The 21366-nt window shown below is 66.6% G+C and carries 21 protein-coding genes; 5 read left to right on the top strand and 16 right to left on the bottom strand.

Annotated features, from left to right (window positions below; translation table 11 throughout):
• The 6 genes from flgG to flgB are packed head-to-tail and all read right to left on the bottom strand — an operon-like array spanning window position 1 to window position 4707.
• Window positions 1–783, bottom strand: coding sequence for a flagellar basal-body rod protein FlgG (gene flgG, locus QY917_RS12215; RefSeq protein WP_011806919.1), 783 nt, complete (start codon window positions 781–783; stop codon window positions 1–3).
• Between the two features lie 18 nt (window positions 784–801).
• Complete coding sequence (gene flgF / locus QY917_RS12210; protein ID WP_088888267.1) at window positions 802–1542, bottom strand: flagellar basal-body rod protein FlgF; 741 nt, start codon at window positions 1540–1542, stop codon at window positions 802–804.
• Window positions 1543–1568: 26 nt separating this feature from the next.
• Window positions 1569–3164, bottom strand: coding sequence for a flagellar hook protein FlgE (locus QY917_RS12205; RefSeq protein WP_088888268.1), 1596 nt, complete (start codon window positions 3162–3164; stop codon window positions 1569–1571).
• Between the two features lie 28 nt (window positions 3165–3192).
• On the bottom strand, window positions 3193–3843 hold the full coding sequence (locus QY917_RS12200) for a flagellar hook assembly protein FlgD (RefSeq protein ID WP_123676773.1): 651 nt from the start codon (window positions 3841–3843) through the stop codon (window positions 3193–3195).
• A gap of 21 nt (window positions 3844–3864) precedes the next feature.
• Window positions 3865–4269 carry a flagellar basal body rod protein FlgC gene (flgC, locus tag QY917_RS12195; RefSeq protein ID WP_011806915.1) on the bottom strand — a complete coding sequence of 135 codons (405 nt, stop codon included), beginning with the start codon at window positions 4267–4269 and terminating at the stop codon, window positions 3865–3867.
• A 21-nt stretch (window positions 4270–4290) separates the two neighbouring features.
• On the bottom strand, window positions 4291–4707 hold the full coding sequence (flgB, locus tag QY917_RS12190; protein WP_088888269.1) for a flagellar basal body rod protein FlgB: 417 nt from the start codon (window positions 4705–4707) through the stop codon (window positions 4291–4293).
• Between the two features lie 225 nt (window positions 4708–4932).
• Between flgB and flgA the strand changes: the two genes are divergently transcribed.
• The 3 genes from flgA to QY917_RS12175 all read left to right on the top strand — a co-directional run bounded on the left by flgA (window position 4933) and on the right by QY917_RS12175 (window position 6506).
• Entirely contained in the window at window positions 4933–5685 is a 753-nt protein-coding gene (flgA, locus tag QY917_RS12185) for a flagellar basal body P-ring formation chaperone FlgA (protein ID WP_123676772.1), read from the top strand.
• 93 nt (window positions 5686–5778) lie between these two features.
• Entirely contained in the window at window positions 5779–6102 is a 324-nt protein-coding gene (flgM, locus tag QY917_RS12180) for a flagellar biosynthesis anti-sigma factor FlgM (RefSeq protein ID WP_011806912.1), read from the top strand.
• A 56-nt stretch (window positions 6103–6158) separates the two neighbouring features.
• Entirely contained in the window at window positions 6159–6506 is a 348-nt protein-coding gene (locus tag QY917_RS12175; RefSeq protein ID WP_123676771.1) for a hypothetical protein, read from the top strand.
• A gap of 210 nt (window positions 6507–6716) precedes the next feature.
• Here the strand turns inward: QY917_RS12175 and QY917_RS12170 are convergent, their stop codons facing one another.
• From QY917_RS12170 to QY917_RS12125, 10 genes are all read right to left on the bottom strand, one after another.
• Window positions 6717–7430 (bottom strand): RNA polymerase sigma factor FliA, encoded by a 714-nt coding sequence (locus tag QY917_RS12170; RefSeq protein WP_011806910.1) that lies wholly within the window; start codon window positions 7428–7430, stop codon window positions 6717–6719.
• 4 nt (window positions 7431–7434) lie between these two features.
• Window positions 7435–8232 (bottom strand): hypothetical protein, encoded by a 798-nt coding sequence (locus QY917_RS12165; protein ID WP_015914362.1) that lies wholly within the window; start codon window positions 8230–8232, stop codon window positions 7435–7437.
• Complete coding sequence (gene flhF / locus QY917_RS12160) at window positions 8222–9814, bottom strand: flagellar biosynthesis protein FlhF (RefSeq protein WP_123676770.1); 1593 nt, start codon at window positions 9812–9814, stop codon at window positions 8222–8224. Before flhF ends, QY917_RS12165 begins: the two co-directional genes overlap by 11 nt.
• Window positions 9811–11895 carry a flagellar biosynthesis protein FlhA gene (gene flhA, locus QY917_RS12155; protein WP_088888272.1) on the bottom strand — a complete coding sequence of 695 codons (2085 nt, stop codon included), beginning with the start codon at window positions 11893–11895 and terminating at the stop codon, window positions 9811–9813. The genes flhF and flhA overlap by 4 nt, the downstream gene beginning before the upstream one ends.
• On the bottom strand, window positions 11892–13064 hold the full coding sequence (locus tag QY917_RS12150; protein ID WP_123676769.1) for a flagellar biosynthesis protein FlhB: 1173 nt from the start codon (window positions 13062–13064) through the stop codon (window positions 11892–11894). The genes flhA and QY917_RS12150 overlap by 4 nt, the downstream gene beginning before the upstream one ends.
• A 222-nt stretch (window positions 13065–13286) precedes the next feature.
• The gene (locus QY917_RS12145; protein ID WP_123676768.1) at window positions 13287–13916 is read right to left on the bottom strand and encodes a protein phosphatase CheZ; all 630 of its coding nucleotides are present in this window, start codon (window positions 13914–13916) and stop codon (window positions 13287–13289) included.
• Between the two features lie 2 nt (window positions 13917–13918).
• The gene (gene cheY, locus QY917_RS12140; RefSeq protein WP_011806904.1) at window positions 13919–14305 is read right to left on the bottom strand and encodes a chemotaxis response regulator CheY; all 387 of its coding nucleotides are present in this window, start codon (window positions 14303–14305) and stop codon (window positions 13919–13921) included.
• A gap of 61 nt (window positions 14306–14366) precedes the next feature.
• Entirely contained in the window at window positions 14367–15308 is a 942-nt protein-coding gene (gene motB, locus QY917_RS12135) for a flagellar motor protein MotB (RefSeq protein WP_088888275.1), read from the bottom strand.
• 26 nt (window positions 15309–15334) lie between these two features.
• The gene (motA, locus tag QY917_RS12130; RefSeq protein WP_015914356.1) at window positions 15335–16195 is read right to left on the bottom strand and encodes a flagellar motor stator protein MotA; all 861 of its coding nucleotides are present in this window, start codon (window positions 16193–16195) and stop codon (window positions 15335–15337) included.
• Between the two features lie 206 nt (window positions 16196–16401).
• Window positions 16402–17877, bottom strand: coding sequence for a flagellin (locus tag QY917_RS12125; protein WP_088888276.1), 1476 nt, complete (start codon window positions 17875–17877; stop codon window positions 16402–16404).
• Window positions 17878–18210: 333 nt separating this feature from the next.
• On the opposite strand from QY917_RS12125, the gene QY917_RS12120 reads away from it, so the two are divergent.
• Both QY917_RS12120 and fliD read left to right on the top strand, forming a co-directional pair.
• Window positions 18211–19647: a flagellin gene (locus tag QY917_RS12120; protein ID WP_088888277.1), complete on the top strand. Its 1437-nt coding sequence runs from the start codon at window positions 18211–18213 to the stop codon at window positions 19645–19647.
• A 230-nt stretch (window positions 19648–19877) separates the two neighbouring features.
• Complete coding sequence (fliD, locus tag QY917_RS12115; protein ID WP_123676819.1) at window positions 19878–21326, top strand: flagellar filament capping protein FliD; 1449 nt, start codon at window positions 19878–19880, stop codon at window positions 21324–21326.
• Window positions 21327–21366 lie beyond the last annotated feature (40 nt).

The raw sequence follows: 21366 nt of genomic DNA, 5'->3' as shown, positions 1-21366 counted from the left end.
TCACAGCTGCGACAGCTTGGCCAGCATCTGGTCGGACGTCTGGATAGCCTTGGAATTCATCTCGTAGGCGCGCTGGGTCTGGATCATGGTGACCAGTTCCTCCACCACGTTGACGTTGGAGTTCTCCAGGAAGCCCTGCTTGATGATGCCCAGGCCGTTGGTGCCCGGCTCGGCCTGCTGCGGCGCGCCGGAGGCGGCGGACTCGCGGTACAGGTTCTGGCCCACAGGCTCCAGGCCTGCGGAGTTGATGAAGCTGGACATGCCCAGCTGGCCGATCTGCTGGGGGTTGGGGTTGCCCGCCACGGTCACGCTTACCATGCCGCGCTCGCTGATGCTGATGCTCTTGGCGTCCGCCGGCACGGTGATGCCGGGCGCCACGGGCAGACCGCTGGAGGTGACCACGCGGCCCTGCGAGTCGAGCTTGAACGCGCCGTCGCGCGTGTAGCCGGTGGTGCCGTCGGGCAACTGGACCTCGAAAAAGCCGTTGCCGTCGATGGCCACGTCCAGGCTGTTGCCCGACTGCTGCAGGCTGCCCTGCGTGAAGTTGCGGCTGGTGGCGACCACGTTCACGCCCAGGCCCAGGTGCAGGCCCGTGGGCAACTGGTTCTCCTCGGTGGTCTGGCTGCCGACCTGGCGCAGGTTTTGGTAGATCAGGTCCTCGAACACCGCGTTGTTGCGCTTGAAGCCCGTGGTGGACACGTTGGCGAGGTTGTGCGAGATCACGTCCAGCTGGGTCTGCTGGGCGGTCATGCCGGTCTTGGCGATCCACAGCGAATTCATCATGGCGGTAGTCCTTCAGGGTTAGCCGTTGAGGCTCAGCAGCTGGCCTGCGCTCTTGTCGTCGCTCTCGGCGGTCTGCAGCAGGCGCATTTGTTGTTCGAACTGGCGGGCGGCGGCGATCATGCCGACCATGCATTCCACCGGGTTCACGTTGGATCCCTCCAGCACGCCCGAGCGCAGGCGCGCGTTGGGGTCGGCGGGCAGCGGGTCGCCGCCGGCCGTGCGGAACAGCCCGTCGTCGCCGCGCTTGAGCGGGTTGTCCGCCGCGGGCGTGGCCAGTTTCAGGCGGGCCACGGGCTGGGGTACTTCGCCCGCCAGGCGGGCGGTGATGGTGCCGTCGGCGCCCAGCGTCACTTCGGCATTAGGGGGCACGTCGATGGGTGCGCCGCCGTCCGAGAGCACGGCCATGCCGGTGCTGGTGACCAGCTGTCCGGTGGCAGTGACCTGAAAGGACCCGGCGCGCGTGTAGGTTTCCACGCCGTCCAGACCCTGCACGGCGAACCAGGCATTACCCACGGCCATGGCGTCCAGCGGACGGCCCGTGGTCTGCGCGGGGCCGGGTGTGTCCACATGGCCCGAGGTGGCCTCCAGCGCGAACACGCGCGTCGTGGAGCCGCCGCCTTGCAGCGGCACCGAGCGGAAGTTGGACATCTCGGCGCGAAAGCCGGTGGTGGAGGCGTTGGCCAGGTTGTTGGCCAGCACCGCCTGCCGGTGCGCGGCGGCATTCGCGCCGGTCATGGAGGTGTAGATGATGCGGTCCATGGCGTGGCCTCGGCGTCAGTGGGTTATCAGCGCAGGTTGACGAGGGTGGACATCACCTGGTCCTGCGTCTTGATGGTCTGGGCGTTGGCCTGGTAGGCGCGCTGGGCGGTCATCATGTTGACCAGCTCGGCCGTCAGGTCCACGTTGGAGTCTTCCAGGGCGCCGGCGCGCAGCGCGCCGAAGTTGCCATCCGTGGGCGCACCCAGCACGGGCTGACCCGATTCGTAGGTCTCCACCCAGTTGTTGCCGCCCACGGCCGCCAGGCCCTGCGTGTTGCGAAAGCTCGCCAGCGCGATCTGGCCCTCGGCACGCGTCACGCCGTTGGAGTAGCGGGTCATGATCATGCCGTTGTTCTCGACATTGATGCCCGTGAGCTCGCCCGAGGTGTAGCCGTCCTGCGAGAGTTCGGAGACGGCGAACTTGGTGCCGAACTGGGTGACGTTGTTCAGGTCCAGCGTGACGGGGTAGGAGCCTGGCGCGGGGTTGCTGCCCGGCGCCGTGGGGCTGTTGGGGTTGGCCGGGCTGGGGTTGACCATGAGCGCCAGCTCGAACGACTGCTTGGCGGCCGCGGGCGCATCGGTCAGGTCGGCCACCCCGAAGGTGCCGCCGGCGGGCGACGTGCCGCCCGCGTAGTCCACCAGGTTGTCCTTCAGGCGGGCGGAGGCCACGAGGCTGTTGGTGGGCGCGTCCGAATAGGTGAAGTCCCAGGCGTCTTCGGGGTTGGTGAAGCTCAGCGTGGTCTCGCGGATGGCATACACGCCCTGGTCGTCCGGGCCGTAGAAACGGTAGGTGAAGGACGTGGGGAAATCGTCCTTTTGCGTCAACGCCGGGTCCGCGTTGGCGACCGAGGTGGCCACGGGCTCCAGCGTGGCGGCCACGGCACCGTTCTTGTCGGCGATCAGGCGGCCGGTGATGGCGGGGACCGTCGGCGGCGTGGTGGTCAGGTCGTCCAGTTGGTTGTAGATGTCCCAGGTGTTCGCGCCGTTCTTCTCGAAGTAGAAGGACAGCGGCGTGGCCACGCCCTGGCTGTCGTACACGTTGAGCGAGGTGCCGTAGGTCGTGCGCGGCGTAGCCGCCACGGGTGGGGTGGCGCCCGGGTCGCCCTTGGCGTTGGGCGTGCGGGCATCCAGGTTGAAGGCCGTCTTGATGGCCGTGGTCTGCCGGGCCGGGATGGGCGCCGTGGTGGGGAAGGTCAGCGGCACGGCCGTGCTGGAGGTGCGCAGGCCGGTCACGGGGTCGATGGGGTAGCCCATGACCTGGGCGCCGTCATTGGTGACCACGTTGCCCACGTTGTCCAGCTTGAAGTTGCCGGCGCGCGTGTAGGCACGCGAGCCATCCGGCATCTGCAGCGTGAAAAAGCCGTTGCCGTTGATGGCCACGTCCAGGCTGTTGCCCGTGACGGTGAGGTTGCCCTGGTTGAACTGCTGCGCAATGGCCGACACCTCCACGCCGATGCCGGAGTTGGTGCCGCTGGACGCGCCGATGGCCGAGGCGATCATGGCCGCGAATTCGGTGCGCGAGGCCTTGAAGCCTGTGGTGTTGGCGTTGGCGATGTTGTGGCCGATCACATCGAGGTTCTTGGCCGACGCGTTCAGGCCCGAGAGGCCTTGCTGGAAACCCATGGTGTTCTCCTGGAGGAAAGCGCGGCTCTCAGAGCACGCTGTGAATGCGGAAGTAGTTGACGATGTCGCCGTTGTCCAGCGTGAGCGTCAGCGCACCGGCGTTGGAGCCCGTGGCGACCACCTGCGCCTCGGACAGTCCCGTCGCGGTGACCGCGGTCTCGCCCGACGTGGCCCGCACGCGGAACCGCAGGTCGGCGGCGTTGCCGCTGTAGCCGGCGGCGTCCCACTCGAAAGAGCGGCGGCCCTTGTCCTGTGCGCCGAGGTCCACGGTGTCCACCACCACGCCGCCGGGCGTGACGATGTCCACCTGCACGTCGGTGGCGCTGTTGTCCAGGTTGAAGTAGCCCTTGCCCTTGCCGTCGCTGATGCTCAGGCGGTCGCCCTCGGTCAGCACCGAGCGGCCGATGAGCGAGATGCCCTGGATCTGCTGCATGGTCGAGAACTCCTCGGCCATGGTTTGCATGGTGAGGTTGAGCGTCTGGATGCCGGTGACGGTGTTGATCTGCGCCATCTGCGTGGTCATCTGCGCGTTGTCCAGGGGGTTCATCGGGTCCTGGTTGTTCAACTGCGCGACCAGCAGCTTGAGGAAGCGGTCTTGCATGGCCGCGGGGTCGTTGGTCGCGTTGGCCGAAGCGCCGGTGTTGGTCGTGGCGGTGGTGCCGATGGGGTTGAGGATCATGGCGTGCTTTCGGAGGGCGGTTTACTGGCCCATCTGCAGGGTCTTGAGCAGCAGCGTCTTGGCCGTGTTCATGACCTCCACGTTGTTCTGGTACGAGCGCGAGGCCGAGATCATGTTGACCATCTCCTCCACGGCGTTCACGTTGGAGTGGGTCACGTAGCCTTCGGCGTCGGCCATGGGGTTGGCCGGGTCGTGCACGCGGCGGCCGGGCTGGTCGCTCTCCTGGATGGACGACACGCGCACGCCCGCGGCGCTCTCGGGCCCCATGGGCGCGGTCTGGAAGACCACCTGGCGCGCCTTGTACGCCTGGCCGTCGGGGCCGGCCACGGCGTCCACGTTGGCCAGGTTGCTGGCCACGACGTTCAGCCGCTGCGACTGTGCGCTGATGGCGCTGCCCGAGACGTTGAAGATGGAGAACATGGACATGGCGGGTGCTCTCTTTCGGGATTACTGGCCCTGGATGGCGCTGAGCATGGTTTTGGACTGGCCGTTGATGAAACGCAGCGTGGCCTCGTAGCGCACGGCGTTGTCCACGAACGCGGCGCGCTCGCGGTCCATGTCCACGGTGTTGTTGTCCAGGCTCGGCTGGGTCTGCAGGGCATAGCCCAGCGTGCTGTCCGAGCTGCCACTGGCGGCTGCCGGCAGCGGGATGTGGCGCGGGTCGCTCACGCTCTGGCTGCGCAGGGGGCTGGGGTTCTGGGCTTCGTTCACGGCGCGCATGGCATCGGCAAACTTGAAGTCGCGCGCCACGTAGCCGGGCGTGTCCGCGTTGGCGATGTTGCTCGCGATGGCACGCTGGCGCTCCGAGCGCAGCAGCAAGGCGCTTCCGTGAAAGTCCAGGCGGTTGGTCATCTTGTCGAGCATGTGGGCCTCGGCGTGTAAAAAAGGGGTTCGGCCGCCATGGCCCAGGGGGCTTGTGGCGTGCGTCGATTATGGAAATCGCCCCGTTTTTCTAAAGCGCGAAGAGCGCTGGGATTGGCCCGTTGTTCCGCGCTTGGCGCATGCGGTGGCCAGCCTACAGTGGCAGGTGTGAAAAGGCGTCCGGGGCCCGTTGTGCCGGACCGCCGTCAGACCCGTTGGAGTCCCGTCATGCCGCTTCCTATCCTGCGCTCATCCCGCCTTGCCTGCCTTCGCTTCCTGATGGGCGGCGCGCTGGCGCTGGGCTCTGCCCTGGCGCTGCCCGCCCATGCCCAGCAGGGAGGCGATCAGACCGCCGAGCTGGGCTCGATCACCCAGCACTGGCTGGACGATGCGCTGGCCCAGGCGCAGGCCGGGGGGCTGCCGCTGCGCATGGAAGTCAGTGTGGGCACGCTGGATTCGCGCCTGCGCCTGGCGCCCTGCGCGCGCGTGGAACCCTATCTGCCCGCTGGTGCCCGCCTGTGGGGGCGCACCCGCCTGGGCCTGCGCTGCGTGGACGGCCCCACCCGCTGGAACGTGTTCCTGCCCATCACCGTCAAGGCTTTCGGCCCCGCTTGGGTGCTGGCCGGCAATGTGGGCACCGGCGCAGTGCTGAGCGAGCAAGATGCCATCGAGGCCGAGGTGGACTGGGCCGCAGAACCCGCGGCCATCGTGGCCAACCCCAAGGACTGGGTGGGGCAGACCGCCACCCGTCCGCTGTCCGCCGGCCAGGCGCTGCGCCAGAACATGGTGCGCGCCCCCGACCTGTTCAAGGCCGGCTCTGCGGTGCGCGTGGTGGTGCAGGGGCCGGGTTATGCGGTCACCTCCTCGGGCCAGGCCATGAGCGCGGGCGCTCAAGGACAGAATGTGCGCGTTCGCATGGCCAATGGACGCATCATTGGGGGTACTGTGCTTGAGGATGGGACAATAGAAGCCACTTTGTGAGCCGCGAGGCACCACAAAGCGCTAAAGTCTGCTCCCTGCCGGCCGAAAACATGGCTACTGGCCCCACATCTCACAGGGGTGGTGGAGAGTGCGATGAAGATTGGACACAACCCGGATACTGCGACTGCGCTGTCAAAGGCCGCTGCCAACAAGCAGCAGGCCAAGGCCGCCGCACCTGCGCCGGCCGCTGAAGAAGCGGCCCAGGGCGCGACGCGCGCCGCCGCAGGCGTGCCCGTCACGCTGTCGGCCGCCGCCCGCGGGGTGGACGCCACCAAGTCCACGGCCGACTTCGACACCGCCAAGGTCAAGGCGATCAAGGCCGCCATCGAAAAAGGCACCTTCCGCGTGGACGCCGAAGCCGTGGCCGACAAGCTGCTGGCCAACGCCTACGAAACCCTGTCCCACTCGCGGGGCTGACCCGCCCTCCTGGGCCGGCTGGCCCGCCGGGGTGACAGGCTCTAGACTTGCACCCCATGTCACTCGACGACACCCTCACCTTCATCGAAGCGCAGCTGCAGGACATGCAGGCTGCGCTTCTTGCTTCCAACCCCCAGACTTTTGAAGACACTGCGGTGCAGCTGCGCGGCGCTGCCATGGCGCTGGCCCAGGCCCTGGCGCCTGTGGCGGGCGCGCTGGAGCCCGCCGCCACGCAAAGGGTGCAGGCCATCGGCCGGCAATTGACCCTGGTGCGCGACCAACTGGCGCGGGTGATGGCGCTGACCGAGCGACAGGCGGCGTCGCTGCTGCCGCCGGTGGAGGGGGTGACTTATGGGCCCTCGTCCGGCGCCGCGGGGGCGCGGATTTACCGGGCACCGGGGTGACTTTTAGCCCGAATTGCTGGCTGAGGCTTATGGAATAAGCGCTGGCAGCTATCTTTTTTGATGGGTTCTTCGGGCTTGATGCTGTTGACCGGGACCCGCTCCGGCGAGCGCATATCCCGGCCCGCGCCATGAAAAGCCGCACCACAAGCTCAAAAAAATAGCTGCCCGCGCTTGTCCAGCAAGCGCAAAACAGCTATTTCATCCAAAGAATCAGTGCCCCCGCATCTTGGTCCGCAACCGCGCAATCGCCTGGCTGTGCAGCTGGCACACGCGCGATTCGGTCACGCCCAGGACGGCGGCGATTTCCTTCAGGTTCATGTCGTGCTCGTAGTACATGCCCATGATGTACTGCTCGCGCTCGGGCAGGGCCTTGATGGCCTCGACCAGCGAGGCGCGCAGGCGTTGGTCGCGCAGCACGGCCATGGGATCGGCGCCCTCGTCGGCCACGTGGCGGTCCAGGAAGCCCTCGTCCTCGTCATCGTGGTGAAAGTCTTCCAGGTACACCAGCTGCGTGCCGCGCACCTTGCTCAGCAGGGCTTGGTAGTCCTCCAGGCTCATGCCCAGTTCGGCGGCGATCTCGGACTCGATGGGGCTGCGGCCCAGGCGCTGCTCCACGCGGTGCAGGGCATGCTCGATGTCCTTCTGGCTCTTGCGCGAGCTGCGGCTCATCCAGTCGCCCTCGCGCAGCTCGTCGAGCATGGCGCCGCGGATGCGCTGGCTGGCAAAGGTCTCGAACTGCACGCCCTGCGCGACTTCGTAGCGCGAGAGCGCGTCGTTCAGACCGATCATGCCGACCTGGATCAGGTCGTCCAGCTCCACGTTGGGCGGGAGCTTGGCGATCATGTGGTGGGCGATGCGCCGCACCAGGGGCACGTGCTGGTGGAACAGCGCGTCCCGGTCGAGCTGGCCTTTCGCGGTGTACATCGGGTCAGTGGCTCCGGTCCAGGGGCGAGAGGGAGGCGCACAGGCTGTGCGGGGGCAGCAGGGGCATGGCAGCGTCAATGGTGCATGCGTTTTCCAGCAGTTGCAAGGCCAGCCGCTGGATGTCCTGCGCGCGCGCCGCGGCCACGGTGGTGGTGTGGACCTGCAGGCCCAGGTGGGTGCGCGCGCTGCGCTGCAGCGTGTCCAGCGCCTCGGCGGTCTGGCGGTGCTGCACAGGCTCCTGCGGCGCGAGGATGGACGCCACCGTGCAGCGCACGCCGGCGTGCAGCGCCATGTGTTTGAGCTGGCGGTAGCTGCGCACCATGCCTTGCGCGCCGGGGCCGGTCATGATCAGCGGTACGCTGGCGCTGCCGCGCAGCAGCGGCGCCAGTTGCTCGGGCGGAGCATGCAGCACCACCAGCGCGTAGGCGCGAAACAAGGGCTGCAGGCGCTGCAGCACGGTGGCGCCATGGTGTTCGGACTGCTGCGCGAGGCGGGCCAGCCCGCGGGCCGCGGGCACCACGGCCAGCGACGCGCCGGTGGCGGAGGCCAGCGTCTGCGCGCCGTTCCAGGGAGCCGGGTGCAGCAGCTGGTCCAGGCCGGGCATGTGCGGGCTCTCCAGCGCCGTGCCGTCCAGCACCACGACGGGGTAGCCCAGGCGCTGCAGGCTGGAGCACAGCTGCCACAGCATCTCCAGCCACGGGCCGCTGCCCGGCTGGCTCAGCACGGCCAGCAGGCGCAGGTCCTGCTGCGGCGTGTAGCTGTGTAGCCCGGCGGCCTGGTGCAAAGCGGTATCAAGCAACATCGGCCATCCCCCGCTCATCGGCCGTTTCCGTGGCGTGCGAGAAGAAGAAGTTCAGCTCGGCGGCCTTGGGGTCGAAGGCCGACTTCACGCTCGTGCGCATGGAGGCGCTCACGAGCTTGCGGGCGTCGGCCGCTTCCCAGTCCTCGGGCACGCGCTGGCCATTGGTCACGCCGCGCAGCACCATCTGGTGGCGGATCAGCGCATCAATGGCGGGGCCCAGCTTCACGGCCTCGTCCACCTTGGACAGGATGGCCTGCTGCGAGCCGGTGGTCTTGAAGCCGGTGAGCACGTCGTCCAGCGTATCGCCGTGGCTGCTGGCGTTGAGCACCAGCAGACGCTTGACACCGGGCAGCGCCAGCACGTCCAGCAGGTCGCGCTTGCGCGGGTCGCGCGGGGCCACGCCCGTGGTGTCGATGAGCACCATCTTCTTGGACGACAGCAGGCCCAGCAGGTCCTGCAGCGCCGCGCGGTCGTGCGCCAGGTGCGCCACTACGCCCAGCATGCGGCCGTAGGAGCGCAACTGCTCGTGCGCGCCCACGCGGTAGGTGTCCAGCGTGATCAGGCCCACGCTGGCGGGGCCGTGGATGCGCGCGCACAAGGCGGCCAGCTTGGCGGTGGTGGTGGTCTTGCCCACGCCGGTGGCGCCCACCATGGCGAAGATGCCGCCTTCCTCGTACAGCGGCAGCGTCTGCGCGTCGGTGCGCAGGTTGCGCTCCAGCACTTCCATGAGCCAGCGCACGGCGTCCTGGGCGCCCAGATGCTCGGGCAGGTGTTCCAGCACCGCGCGCGAGAGGGCGGGCGAATAGCCCGCACGGATGAGCTTGAGCATCAGCGTGGACTGGATCGGGTTCTGGCGGGCCTGGCCCAGCCAGGCCAGGGTGTTGAAGCGGTCCTCGATCAGCTCCTTCATGGACTGCAGTTCCTTCATGAGGTTCTGCTGTCCCAGGCCGGCCGCCAGCGTGGGCGCGGCTGTGGCGGGCGCCTCGGCGCGGCGCGGCGTGAGCTGCTCTGCGCCCAGGGCGGCATGCATGGGCCGCAATGGGTTGTGGCGTGCCACCGGGGCATTCACGGGCTGTGGCGCGGGTGGCTCTGGCAGGCGCTCGGCGCGGGGTTCGAAGCGTGGCTCGGGCAGGCCGCGCTCCAGCGCTGCGCGCTCGTTCAGCGGCGCGGGGGCGCTCGTGCCGTGCAAGGCCTCGTGGCGACGGCGCAGCATGCGCTCGCGCACATAGTCCTGGAACGACAGCGTGCTCATGGCCAGTTGCTCGGTGTCGTGCGCCACGGTGCTGCGTGCTGCGGGCGCCGGCTGGCGTGCGGGCTGCGGGACAGGGGCTGCATGGGGCTGCGTCTGGGACATGCGCACCGGCTGGCTCGCGGCCAGGTCGTCGGCGCGCTCCTGCAGACGGTTGGGTGCCGGCTCGGCACCGCCGTGCAGGGACGACAGCGCGTCCTCGGCCGTGGCCACCACCTCGACGCCGCCCGCCGTGGGGCGGTTGGACAGGATCAGTGTGCCTTCACCGAAGGCCATGCGCGCCTTGGCCAGGGCCTCCCGTGCGGTGGGAGCGGTAAAGCGTTTGATGTTCATGCGGATGCACCTTTGAGGATCGGGCCGATGCGGATGGTGTGGGTCTCAGGAATCTCGCTGTGGGCGAGCACCTGCAAGCGGGGAGCCACGCGCCGCACCAGGCGGGCGATGGCGTTGCGGATCTGGTCGGGCACCAGCAGGCAGGCGGGCATGCCCAGCTCTTCCTGCTGCAGGGCGACTTCGGCGGCCTTGTGGGTGAGCAGGTCGGCCACGCCGGGGTCCAGCGCCGGGCCGCTGGCATTGCCCAGGGCCTGCATCAGCAGGCGCTCCAGCCCGGGCTCGATGGCGATGACGCTGAGCTCCCGCGTGGGGCCGTAGATCTGCTGCACGATGGCGGGGGACAGGGCGATGCGCACGCGGCGCGCCAGTTCCACGGGGTCTTGCGTGCTGCCGGCGTGTTCCGCCAGCGTCTCGATGATGGTGCGGATGTCGCGGATGTGCACGGACTCCTCCAGCAACAGCTGCAGCACTTTCTGGAATGTTGTGATGGACACCATCTTGGGCACGACTTCTTCGATGAGTTTGGGTGCCAGCCGGGTCACATGCTCCACGAGCTGCTGCGTCTCGGTGCGGCTCAGGAGCTTGGCGGCGTGCACTTGCATCAAGTGTGACAAATGGGTCGCCATCACGGTTTCCGAATCAACCACGGTAAAGCCCGCCATTTGTGCCGCTTCCTTCTGCGCGGCGTCGATCCAGTGCGCGGGCAGGCCGAAGGCGGGATCGGTAGTGGGAGTGCCGATCAGCGGCGTGGAGATGCCGCCGGGGTTGATGGCCAGGTACATGCCGGGGAAGGCCTCGCCTTCGCCCACCACCACACCGCGCAGCGTGATGCGGTAGGCGCTGGGCTTGAGCTCCAGGTTGTCGCGCACATGCACGGCCGGCGGCAGGAAGCCCACCTCCTGCGCAAACTTGCGGCGCACGCCCTTGATGCGCGTGAGCAGGTCGCCCTGGCGGCTCTTGTCCACCAAGGCGATCAGGCGGTAGCCCAGCTCCAGGCCCAGCAGGTCCACGGGTTGCAGGTCGTCCCAGCTGGCTTCGCCGTCGCTCACGGGCGCGGGGGCTTCTTCCACCGGGGCGGGGCGGCGCTGGCGCTGCAGCAGCATCCAGGCGCCGTAGCCGAGGAGGCTGCCCATGACCAGGAACACGGTGTGCGGCATGCCGGGGATGAGGCCCAGCAGGATCAGCACGCCCGCGGTCACGCCCAGCACGCGTGGCGACATGAGCAACTGCTGCACGATCTGCTGGCCCATGTCGGAGTCCTTGCCCACGCGCGAGATCACCATCGCGGCTGCGACGGAAATCAGCAGACCTGGAATCTGGGCCACCAGCGCATCGCCCACGGCCAGCAGGATGTAGCTGTTGGCGGCGTCGTTGGCCGACAGGCCATGCTGCAGCATGCCGATGGCGAAGCCGCCCACGATGTTGATGATCAGGATCAGGATGCCGGCGACGGCATCGCCGCGCACGAACTTGCTCGCGCCGTCCATGGAGCCGAAGAAGTTGGCCTCTTCCTGCACCTCGGCGCGGCGGCGCTTGGCTTCCTTCTCGTCGATCAGGCCGGCGTTCAGGTCGGCGTCCACGGCCATCTGCTTGCCGGGCATGGCGTCCAGCGTGAAGCGGGCCGACACCTCGGCGATGCGCTCCGCGCCCTTGGTCACCACCACGAAGTTGATCACCACCAGGATCGCAAACACGATCAGGCCCACGGCGAAGTTGCCGCCGATCAGGAAGTGGCCGAAGGCCTCGATCACCGCGCCGGCCGCGCCCGGGCCGGTGTGGCCTTCCAGCAGCACCACGCGGGTGGACGCCACGTTCAGCGACAGGCGCATCAGCGTGGTGAGCAGCAGCACCGACGGGAAGGCCGCGAAGTCCAGCGGCTTGATCATGTACGCGGCCACCATCATCACCATCAGCGCCACGGCGATGTTGAGGGTGAAGAAGGTGTCCAGCATCCAGGGCGGCACGGGCAGCACCATCAGCGCCAGGATGGCCACTACCAGCAGCGGGGCCGACAGCCCCTGCAGTGCCGGGCCGTGGTTGCCGGCCCATTGCCGGACGGAATGGATCGAGGGGGACGTCATCTTGCGTTACCTGTGGCGGGTGCGGGGCGCCGGGTGTGGTGGGCGCTGTGGGGGTCGAGCTCGGGCGGCACGTAGGGATCGGGCTGGGCCTCGGGCATGCGGCCATCACCGCGCAGCGCGGCCTTCAGGCGGTACACGTAGGCCAGCACCTGGGCCACGGCGGTGTACAGCTGTGCGGGAATCGGTTGCTCCAGCTCGGCGTGCGCATACAGCGCGCGCGCCAGCATGGGGGACTGCAGCACGGGCACGCCATGCGCCTGGGCCACTTCGCGGATCTTGAAGGCGAGCAGGTCGGTGCCCTTGGAGACGACCTGGGGTGCGCCCATGGTGGCGTCGTCGTACTTCAGGGCCACGGCGTAGTGCGTGGGGTTCATGACCACGAAGTCGGCCTTGGGCACGGCGGTGATGCTGGCGCCGTCGGCGATCTCGCGCGCGCGCTGGCGCTGGCGGCCCTTGAGCTGCGGGTTGCCGTCGGATTCCTTGTGCTCCTGCTTGACTTCCTCGTGCGACATCTTCAGGCGCGACTTGAAAAAGAACGCCTGCAGCGGCACGTCCACCACGGCGAACAGGAACACCACCAGCAGCAGCAGGCTGGCGCCCGAGACGATCCAGTCGCCCACGTGGCGCAGCGACATGGGCGAAGGCTGCAGCACCAGCGCAGCCATCTTCTCGATGCTCTGGCCCATGAAGTTCCAGGCCACGAACGACAGGATGCCGGTCATGAGCACCATCTTGCTCACGTTGGCGAGCTGCTGCTTGGAAAACAGGTTGGTGAAGCCGGTCAGCGGGTTGAGCCGGTTGAACTGCGGCGTGATGGGCTTGAAGCTGAACACCCAGCCGCCGGCGCCCACGGCGCTCAGCAGCGCTGCGCCGCCGGTGAGTGCGGCGAAGCTGGCGCTGGCCAGCAGGCCCACGCCCGCCATGGTCTGCAGGCGCTCCAGCATGTGGCCGGGCGCCTGCACGGTGGCCGCGTTGAATGCGAGCTGCTGGCGCATCGCGCGCTGCAGGTATTCCACGAACCAGGGCGCGAGCACCAGCAGCGCCAGCGCGCCCATGCCCAGGATGGCCAGGTGCGACAGGTCCCGCGAGCGCGCGGCCTGGCCGTCGCTGCGCGCTTTCTGGAGCTTGCGCTCGGTTGCTGGGAGGTTTTTGTCTTGGCTCGAGCTCATGGCGGCGTGACTGCTGGGTCACGCCATTGTCGGGAGCCGGGGCGAAAGCTAAAGCCCGAATAAAGGGGTTGCGCCGGCGTTATTCGCGGCGGTGGCGGCGGTTGCGCCGACGATTGGTAAGCTATTAAAATAATAGCTGTTTGCGCTTGCCCAGTGGGCGTTAGAGCCTGATTTTGCTGATGTTTATGTCATGCGCCGGGCTCCTGCCTGGGCCCGGCCGCGTCAGAACCCCAGACTGGCCAGCAGGTCGTCCACCTGCGACTGGCTGGTCACCACGTCGGGTGCGGACTCGGGATTGACCACGGGCCCCTGCAGTTGGTCGCGCCGCGGCTCGGGCGCGATGGGTGTTTGCGCCTGCGGCGGCGCGGTCTGGATCAGCAACTGCACCAGCTGCTGCTCGATCGTCGCCGCCAGGTTGACCACGCGCGCGATCACCTGGCCGGTGAGATCGTGGAAGTCCTGCGCCATCATGATCTCGGTCAGGTGGCTGTCGGCCTCCTGCGTGGCGCGCTCCACATCGGTCAGGAAGTTGTAGATCTCGCCCTTGGCCACCGCGGCCACGGGGTCGGCCACCAGCGAGGTGACCACGCGGCGCGTTTCCGAGGCCACGTGGTCGTGCAGCGACTTGGCCTGCTCCACCCGGCCCAGCACCTTCTCGGCCGCCTCGCCCGTCAAGCGGGCGATGTAGGACAGGCGGCTTTGCGCATCGGGCAGCTCACCCATGGTGCCGCGCAACTGGTCCGCGTAGCCGAGCTCGTTCAGGGCGGAATGCAGCTGCCGCGTGAGCTGGCCTATCTTGTGGTGGACGTCGTCTGCCCCGTCGGCTGGCGCGCCGTTTTCTGCCGCCGTCATGCTCACAGCCCCATTTTCTTGAGGATCAGGTTGACCTTTTCTTCCAGCGTGGCCTTGGTGAAGGGCTTGACGATGTAGCCGGCGGCGCCGCCCTGGGCGGCGGCGACGATGTCTTCCTTGCGCGCCTCGGCCGTCACCATCAGCACGGGCAAATGCTTGAGCTTGTCGTCCTTCTTGATCTCGCCCAGCAACTGGAAGCCGTTCATGTTCGGCATGTTGATGTCGGTGACCACGAAGTCGAACTTGCCGTTGCGCAGCTTGTTCAGTGCCGCCACGCCGTCTTCGGCCTCGTCGGCATCAGCGAAACCGCTTTCCTTGAGCAAGTTGCGGACGATGCGCCGCATGGTGGAAAAGTCGTCAACGATCAGAAAGCGAAGGGCGGAGGACACAAAGGACCCTTTCGGTGAATATGGGGCTATTGTCGTAAGTCATCAGCAACGTGACAAGTTGTTACTGATTCGGCGATGAGGAAGCTGGATTGTCCTGCTTTTCTGCCACGGGCGACGGTAACGGAAATACCATGTTCTTTTTACCCATGAGCCGCTCTTCGGCTTCATGGGTGAGTACGGTGATGGTGATGCGCCGGTTCACGGCGGCGCGGGGGTTCTCGGGCTCCAGCAGATCGCTGGCAGCCATGCCCACCACGCGGCCCAGCTTGGCGTCGGGCATGCCTGCGGCCACCAGTTCGCGTCGCGAGGCGTTGGCGCGGTCGGCCGACAGCTCCCAGTTGCTGTAGCCGCGGTCGCCGTTGCCATAAGGCACGGCATCCGTGTGGCCGGACAGGCTGATGCGGTTTTCTACCCCGCCCAAAGCTGCACCAATCTGGTGCAGGATGTCGCGCATGTAGGGTTTGACCAGCGCGCTGCCACTGTCGAACATGGGGCGGTTCTGATCGTCCACGATCTGGATCTGCAGGCCGTCGGGCGTCAGGTCCAGCCGGATCTGCGAGCGGTATTCGTTCAGGCGAGGGCTCTCGGTGATCATTGCCTCGATCTTGGTCTGCAGCGCCTTGATGCGCTGTGCGTCCTGCCGGGCACGCTCGGCGCGCGAGGCCTCCACACTGGAGCGCATGTTGGTGGAGCTGTCGGAATTGGAGCGGCGCACCTGCCCGTGCACCTTGGACAGGTCGTTGCCGCCGCCCGGGATCACGCTGGAGCTGTTGCCCGCCCCGTCGCCGCCCTGCATCGCCACCTTGAGCGGCGACGAGAAGTAGGCCGCAATGCCCTGCAGCTCGCCCTTGGCGGTGGAGCCCAGCAGCCACATCAGCAGGAAGAAGGCCATCATGGCCGTCACGAAGTCGGCGTAGGCGATCTTCCATGCGCCGCCGTGCGGCGCATGGGGGCGCTTCTTGGCGCGCTTGATGATGATGGGCTGGAGCTTCTTTTCGGCCATGGCAAAGGCGGTTCAGGCGTGGCGCGTCACTTCTTGCCCTTGACGTGGGCTTCCAGCTCGACGAAGCCCGGGCGGTCCCCGGAGAACAGCACCTTGCGGCCGAACTCGATGGAGGTGGCGGGGTTGTAGCCCTGCATGCTGGCCAGCAGGGTGGACTTGATGCACTCGTATTCCTTGGCGGCGTCAGCGGCCTTTTGCTCCAGCAGCCCGGCCAGCGGCTCCACCGCGCCGTAGGCCAGCAGAATGCCCAGGAAGGTGCCGACCAGCGCCGAGGCGATCATGCCCCCCAGCACGGCGGGCGGCTGGCCCACCGAGCCCATGGTGTTCACCACCCCGAGCACCGCGGCCACGATACCGAAGGCCGGCAGGGCGCCGGCCAGTCGCGTGAGCGCCGCCACGGGGGCGTGCGCCTCGGCGTGGTGGGTCTCGATCTCGCTGTCCATCAGCGCCTCGATCTCGTGGGCGTTCAGGTTGCCCGAGACCATCATGCGCAGGTAGTCGGTGGTGAATTCGATCACGTGCGGGTCGCTGCCCACGGTAGGGAATTTCTTGAACAGCTCTGATTCCTTGGGCGACTCCACGTCCTGCTCGATCGACATCAGCCCTTCCTTGCGGGCCTTCTGCAGGATCTCGTAGAGCATGGCCATCAGCTCCATGTAGCGCGCCTTGGTGTATTTGTTGCCTTTGAACACCTGGGGCAGCGTGGCCATGGTGGCTTTGAGCACCTTGGGCTGGTTGGTCACGATGAATGAGCCCAGCGCGGCCCCGCCGATGGTGATCATTTCAAAGGGCAGGGCCGTCAGCAGCACCTGAACGTTGCCGCCATGGGCGACGAACACGCCGAAGACGCAGCCGAAGGTGATGATGTAGCCGAGGATGACGAGCATGCTGGGGTTCTAAACGGGCAAAGCGGGCATGGGAGCCCCTTAGCCTTGCATAAGGGAATGACTTTTGTATCGGATTGTCGCGAGAAAAATGAAGCCGGCTTGACCGGGTTCCCTTGTCAACGGTCGGTGATTCCTATGAAAAAGAGCTGTAGTGCCCACAGTCAGGGCGCTGGCAGCTCTTATTTTGGAAGCAGTAACGGACCGCCTTATTTCAGCAAGGCCAGCACGCCCTGCGGGATCTGGTTGGCCTGGGCCACCATGGCGGTGCCGGCCTGCTGCAGGATCTGGGTGCGCGACAGGTTGGCCGTTTCGGCGGCGAAGTCGGCGTCCTGGATGCGGCCACGCGAGGCGGACATGTTCTCCGAGGAGGTGTTCAGGTTCGCGATCGTCGTCTCGAAGCGGGCCTGCAAGGCGCCGAAGCTGGCCCGCTGGCCGTTCACCGCCGCCAGGGCGGAATCGATGATCTTCAGCGCTTTGGTGGAGCCGTCCACGGTGGACACGTCAATGGTATTGACGGAGTTCAGCGTGGAAGGCGTTGCCGTGACGGGAGGCGTGCCGGTGAGATTTCCGATGGAAAAGCCCTTGTCGGAGTTCATTTCTAGGTAACCGCGGGCCGTCGCGTACCCTCCTGCCGGCGCGGCGGCCACGCCGGCCACGAAAGTCGGGGTTCCCGAGCTGGCAGACGTCACGGCATCGTAGGCGCCGACGGCGAGAGTGTTGCCGGCCGCGGAATTGTTCTGGATCTGGATGTCGGCCCCCGACTCGTTGATCAGGATGATGCCGTCCCCGTCCGCATTCAGCTTGGCGGTGATGCCCGTCTGGGAGGACACGTCATTGAAGGCCTTGATGCCCTCGGCCAGGCCTGCCGCGGTGGCGCCTGCGGTGCTGACGCTGAAGGTGACGTTTGCCGCGGTGGCGTTGTCGCCCACCACCGCGAGGGAATAGGAACCACCGGCCACAAAGGTCGTCAGCTCGACCTGGTTGCGTGCGGAGGCCGTCACCCCGGTCGCTTCCGACGCAGCATTGATCTTGGCTGCAGCCGTCGCCAGGGTGTCCGTAGCGGTGAGGTTGATCGTCTTGGTCTGAAGCCCCGCCACGTCGAACGTGCCGGTCAGCGGCGTGGGGGTGTTGGTGGCGGTGACCACCACTGGCGCGGACTGCTTCAACTGCGCTCCGTAGGTGGCAGTACGGAAGTTGCCCGTGGTGGCGGTGATGGTCTGGTTGGCATTCGCGCCCACCTGGAAGGTGGCGGAGCCGAACGAGCCGTCCAGCAGCTTCTGGCCGTTGAACTCGGTGGTCACAGCCAAGCGGTCCAGCTCGGACAGCAGCTGGCCCACTTCAGCCTGCAGGGCCTTGCGGTCGGAGGCGCTGTTGGTGGCGTTGGCCGACTGCACGGACAGTTCACGCACGCGCTGCAGGATGTTGCCCGCTCCCGCCAGGGCGCTTTCGGCCACCTGCGCCAGCGAGATGCCGTCGTTGGCGTTACGTGCCGCCTGGTTCAGGCCGCGGATCTGGCTGGTGAAGCGCTCGGAGATGGCCAGGCCGGCGGCGTCGTCCTTGGCGCTGTTGATGCGGAGACCCGACGACAGGCGCTGGATGGAGGTATTGAGCGAACCCTGGCTGACCCCCAGATTGCGCTGGGCGGTCAACGAGGCGACGTTGGTATTGATGGTAGCTGCCATGGCGGAACTCCTGCGTGGCTGGAAACGATGATTTCTGCCGGCTTAAGCGTGGCCCCTCCGGCGGACTGTGCGGGAACGATGGGCAGATTGTGGAGAGCCGGCGTGGGGGCGTTGCCGCGATAAGCGGCGCAAAAACCGTCCAGTCCGTGCGTTTGTCCCTAAAGTTTTCCAGCCACAGCCCGAAAACACATTCAACGGGCCGTTTGAAACAAGAAGTGACGACCCGCCGTTCAACAGGGAGCCTGTGTAGGCCCTGTGAACCCTGAGGCCAGACGGTTCTGGGCCCAGATGGCGGTAACGCCTTATTCAGTCAGTTCTTTCAGGAGATTTGCAATGGCATCGACCATCAATACCAACGTCGCCTCGTTGACCGCCCAGCGCAACCTGGGCATGAGCCAGGCCTCCCTCAACACCTCCATCCAGCGCCTGTCGTCGGGCCTGCGCATCAACAGCGCCAAGGATGACGCCGCCGGCCTGGCCATCTCCGAGCGCTTCACCAGCCAGATCCGCGGCCTGAACCAGGCCGTGCGCAACGCCAACGACGGCATCTCGCTGGCCCAGACGGCTGAAGGCGCACTGAAGGCGTCCGGCGACATCCTGCAGCGTGTGCGCGAACTGTCCGTGCAGTCGGCCAACGCCACCAACAGCGCCTCCGACCGCAAGGCCATCCAGGCTGAAGTGGGCCAGCTGCTGTCCGAACTGGACCGCATCTCCGTGACCACCGAGTTCAACGGCCAGAAGCTGCTGGACGGCTCGTTCGGCTCCGCCACCTTCCAGGTGGGCGCGAATGCCAACCAGACCATCACCGCCACGACGGGCAACTTCCGCACGACGACCTATGGCGCGCAACTCAAGGCTTCTGCGAGTGTGGCAGCCGGTACCGCTGTGCCTGCCAGCGCTGCGGCAACAGTGATTGTGAATGGTCTGCAGAGCAAGACCTTGAATGTGGACGCATCTGATACGGCTGCCAAGATCGCTGCTGCAGTCAATGGCGCGGCGGAAACCACTGGTGTTACAGCATCGGCGCGCAATGTGTCGGAATTCAAGGTGACGACTGCTGGCGCCGTGTCTCTGGCGATCAAAGGCGATAACACCACTACGGCTGCCAACATCACCTTCTCGGCCACTACGACGACAGACTTGGCTGAGGGTGTGAAGGCATTCAATGATGTGTCGTCCCAAACGGGTATCACCGCCAAGCTCAATAGCGCTGGAGATGGCATCATCCTTACGAACGATGCAGGCGCGGATATCGAGATCACCAACAACTCGACAGCCGCCGCTGTTTCCTTGGCTGCTCAGAACGCAACGGCCAGTACGTTGACTTTCAGCGGCGCACAGGCCACTGCAGCCGGCGCTACCGCGGTATCGCGGGGCACCGTGGAATTCAGCTCCGACAAGGGCTTCTCGCTGGGGGGAACTTCTGCCTATGTAGCCGCAGGCGCCTCCACGCTGAACTCGGTCAACCAGATCGACGTTTCCACGGTCGATGGGTCCACCAAGGCCCTGAAGATCATCGATTCCGCCCTGGCGGCCGTGAACGGCCAGCGCGCCAGCTTCGGTGCCCTGCAGTCCCGCTTCGAGACCGCCGTGAACAACCTGCAGACTTCTTCCGAAAATATGTCCGCCTCGCGCGGCCGCATCCAGGACGCTGACTTCGCGGCTGAAACGGCCAACCTGTCGCGCACGCAGATCCTGCAGCAGGCCGGCACCGCCATGGTGGCCCAGGCCAACCAGCTGCCCCAGGGCGTGCTGGCCCTGCTGCGCTGATACGGCAGCCTTCAGGTGAGACGCGGGATTCGTTCCCGCATCTCTCCCCGAGCGCGGCAGTGAGATTCTCACGGCCGCGCTTTCCCGCTTGTGGGGCGGCATGGCGAGCGTGACGTGCGGGATTGGCGGGATTCTTCCGTCCTATTCAACGAGACGCACAGGGCCCTTCGGCTTGATAATTTCTGGCGTTACCGGCACGCATGCCGGTTTGCATGCATACGGAGATGGTCATGGCAAGTTTTTCCTCTATCGGTATCGGCCTGGGCGGCAATGTGGACGTCAACGGGCTGATCAAGGCGTCGGTAGATGCCGTCAAGCTGCCCATCACGAAGACCAACGGCCTGCAACAGCAGGCGGCGCTCACCAGTGCCAAGGTGTCTACCTTCGGCCAATTCAAGTCGCTGGTGTCCACGCTGGCGGACGCGGCCAGCAAACTCACCAGCGTGACCGGGTGGAATGGCGTCAAGGCCACTTCCTCCAATGCCGACGCGGTATCCGTCAGCGCGGTGGGCGGCGCAGCGGTCACGTCCTTCACCGTGCAGGTGCAGAACCTGGCGATGGCCCAGTCGTCCATGTCGGCCGCGTTGCAGCCCACCAAGCAGCCGGTGGGTGCGGGCACGCTGACGCTGGCCACGGGAACCTGGGCGGGCGATCCCAAGGCATTCACCGCGGGTAGCGGCGAGGCGGTCAACCTCGAGATCAGCGCCACCGACACGCTGGCCGACGTGGCCAGCAAGATCAACGGGTCCAAGGCCGGGGTGACCGCCACGGTGCTGAACGACGCGTCGGGCGAACGGCTGCTGCTGCGCAGCAAAACCACCGGCGAGGCGGCCGGGTTCCAGCTGAGCGTGTCCGACGCGGACGGCAACCTGGCCGACGGCGCCGGCCTGTCGCGCTTGTCCACCGGAATGACCACGGAATACGCACGCAATGCCAACGCCACGGTGAACGGCATCGCCGTCAGTTCCGCGACCAATGCGTTCGCCGACACCGTGGCGGGCGTGACCTTCACGGCCAACAAGGTCACCACGGAGGCCGTGACGTTGACCGTGGAGAAGGACACTTCGGCGGTCAAGAAGAACATCGAGGCCTTCGTTGCCGCGTACAACGCCGTCAACAGCGCGCTCAATGAAAGCACCAAGTACGACAAGGAGACGCAGACCGCCGGCCTGCTGCAGGGGGACTCCACCGTGCTGGCCCTGCAGAACACGCTGCGCATGGCGTTGCAGTCCGTCAACAGCTCGGGTGCGTTGCGCAACCTGTCGGCCGTCGGCGTGGTGTCCGCGGGCGGGCTGGGGCTGGGCAACGTTTCGCCGGACGGCTCTCTGGAGCTCAACGCCACGAAATTCAACAAGGCGATGGAAGATCCCGACGCCGTGAAGGAATTCTTCCGCGGGCCCGAGGGCGGGCGCGTGGAAGACGGCTTTGCCGGCAAGTTCAAGGCCATGACGTCCCAGCTGCTCGACACGGACGGGTTCTTTGCCTCCAAGACCAAGCTGTACGAGAGTGCACTCAAACTCAACGCCAAGGAGATCGAGCGCATCACCGACCGCGCCGACCGCCTGGAAAAGAGCCTGACGCAACGCTACACGGCGCTGGACACGAAGATGGCGTCGCTCAATGCGCTGAACGCTTACATCGCCCAGCAGGTCACCACCTGGAACAAGTCCTCGGGCTGAAAGCGCTTCAGTTTGACGGCGCGATGCCGATAAATTGAAT

Origin of the sequence: Diaphorobacter sp. C33 (genome assembly GCF_030503915.1) — a bacterium.
In the GTDB taxonomy this organism is placed as follows: Bacteria; Pseudomonadota; Gammaproteobacteria; order Burkholderiales; family Burkholderiaceae_C; genus Diaphorobacter; species Diaphorobacter nitroreducens.
This window is presented reverse-complemented; position numbering and strand designations above follow the sequence as displayed.

Excerpts from the sequence above, each read along its gene's own strand:
- QY917_RS12205 (WP_088888268.1), bottom strand. The coding sequence starts at position 3,164 with ATGGGTTTCCAGCAAGGCCTCTCGGGCCTGAACGCGTCGGCCAAGAAC.
- QY917_RS12165 (WP_015914362.1), bottom strand. The coding sequence starts at position 8,232 with ATGTTGCTTGATACCGCTTTGCACCAGGCCGCCGGGCTACACAGCTAC.
- flhA (WP_088888272.1), bottom strand. The coding sequence starts at position 11,895 with ATGACGTCCCCCTCGATCCATTCCGTCCGGCAATGGGCCGGCAACCAC.
- flhF (WP_123676770.1), bottom strand. The coding sequence starts at position 9,814 with ATGAACATCAAACGCTTTACCGCTCCCACCGCACGGGAGGCCCTGGCC.
- QY917_RS12125 (WP_088888276.1), bottom strand. The coding sequence starts at position 17,877 with ATGGCAGCTACCATCAATACCAACGTCGCCTCGTTGACCGCCCAGCGC.
- flgF (WP_088888267.1), bottom strand. The coding sequence starts at position 1,542 with ATGGACCGCATCATCTACACCTCCATGACCGGCGCGAATGCCGCCGCG.
- flgB (WP_088888269.1), bottom strand. The coding sequence starts at position 4,707 with ATGCTCGACAAGATGACCAACCGCCTGGACTTTCACGGAAGCGCCTTG.
- QY917_RS12200 (WP_123676773.1), bottom strand. The coding sequence starts at position 3,843 with ATGATCCTCAACCCCATCGGCACCACCGCCACGACCAACACCGGCGCT.
- flgA (WP_123676772.1), top strand. The coding sequence starts at position 4,933 with ATGCCGCTTCCTATCCTGCGCTCATCCCGCCTTGCCTGCCTTCGCTTC.
- QY917_RS12145 (WP_123676768.1), bottom strand. The coding sequence starts at position 13,916 with ATGACGGCGGCAGAAAACGGCGCGCCAGCCGACGGGGCAGACGACGTC.
- QY917_RS12175 (WP_123676771.1), top strand. The coding sequence starts at position 6,159 with ATGTCACTCGACGACACCCTCACCTTCATCGAAGCGCAGCTGCAGGAC.
- QY917_RS12120 (WP_088888277.1), top strand. The coding sequence starts at position 18,211 with ATGGCATCGACCATCAATACCAACGTCGCCTCGTTGACCGCCCAGCGC.
- motB (WP_088888275.1), bottom strand. The coding sequence starts at position 15,308 with ATGGCCGAAAAGAAGCTCCAGCCCATCATCATCAAGCGCGCCAAGAAG.
- fliD (WP_123676819.1), top strand. The coding sequence starts at position 19,878 with ATGGCAAGTTTTTCCTCTATCGGTATCGGCCTGGGCGGCAATGTGGAC.
- flgG (WP_011806919.1), bottom strand. The coding sequence starts at position 783 with ATGATGAATTCGCTGTGGATCGCCAAGACCGGCATGACCGCCCAGCAG.
- flgC (WP_011806915.1), bottom strand. The coding sequence starts at position 4,269 with ATGTCCATGTTCTCCATCTTCAACGTCTCGGGCAGCGCCATCAGCGCA.
- motA (WP_015914356.1), bottom strand. The coding sequence starts at position 16,195 with ATGCTCGTCATCCTCGGCTACATCATCACCTTCGGCTGCGTCTTCGGC.
- QY917_RS12150 (WP_123676769.1), bottom strand. The coding sequence starts at position 13,064 with ATGAGCTCGAGCCAAGACAAAAACCTCCCAGCAACCGAGCGCAAGCTC.
- flgM (WP_011806912.1), top strand. The coding sequence starts at position 5,779 with ATGAAGATTGGACACAACCCGGATACTGCGACTGCGCTGTCAAAGGCC.
- QY917_RS12170 (WP_011806910.1), bottom strand. The coding sequence starts at position 7,430 with ATGTACACCGCGAAAGGCCAGCTCGACCGGGACGCGCTGTTCCACCAG.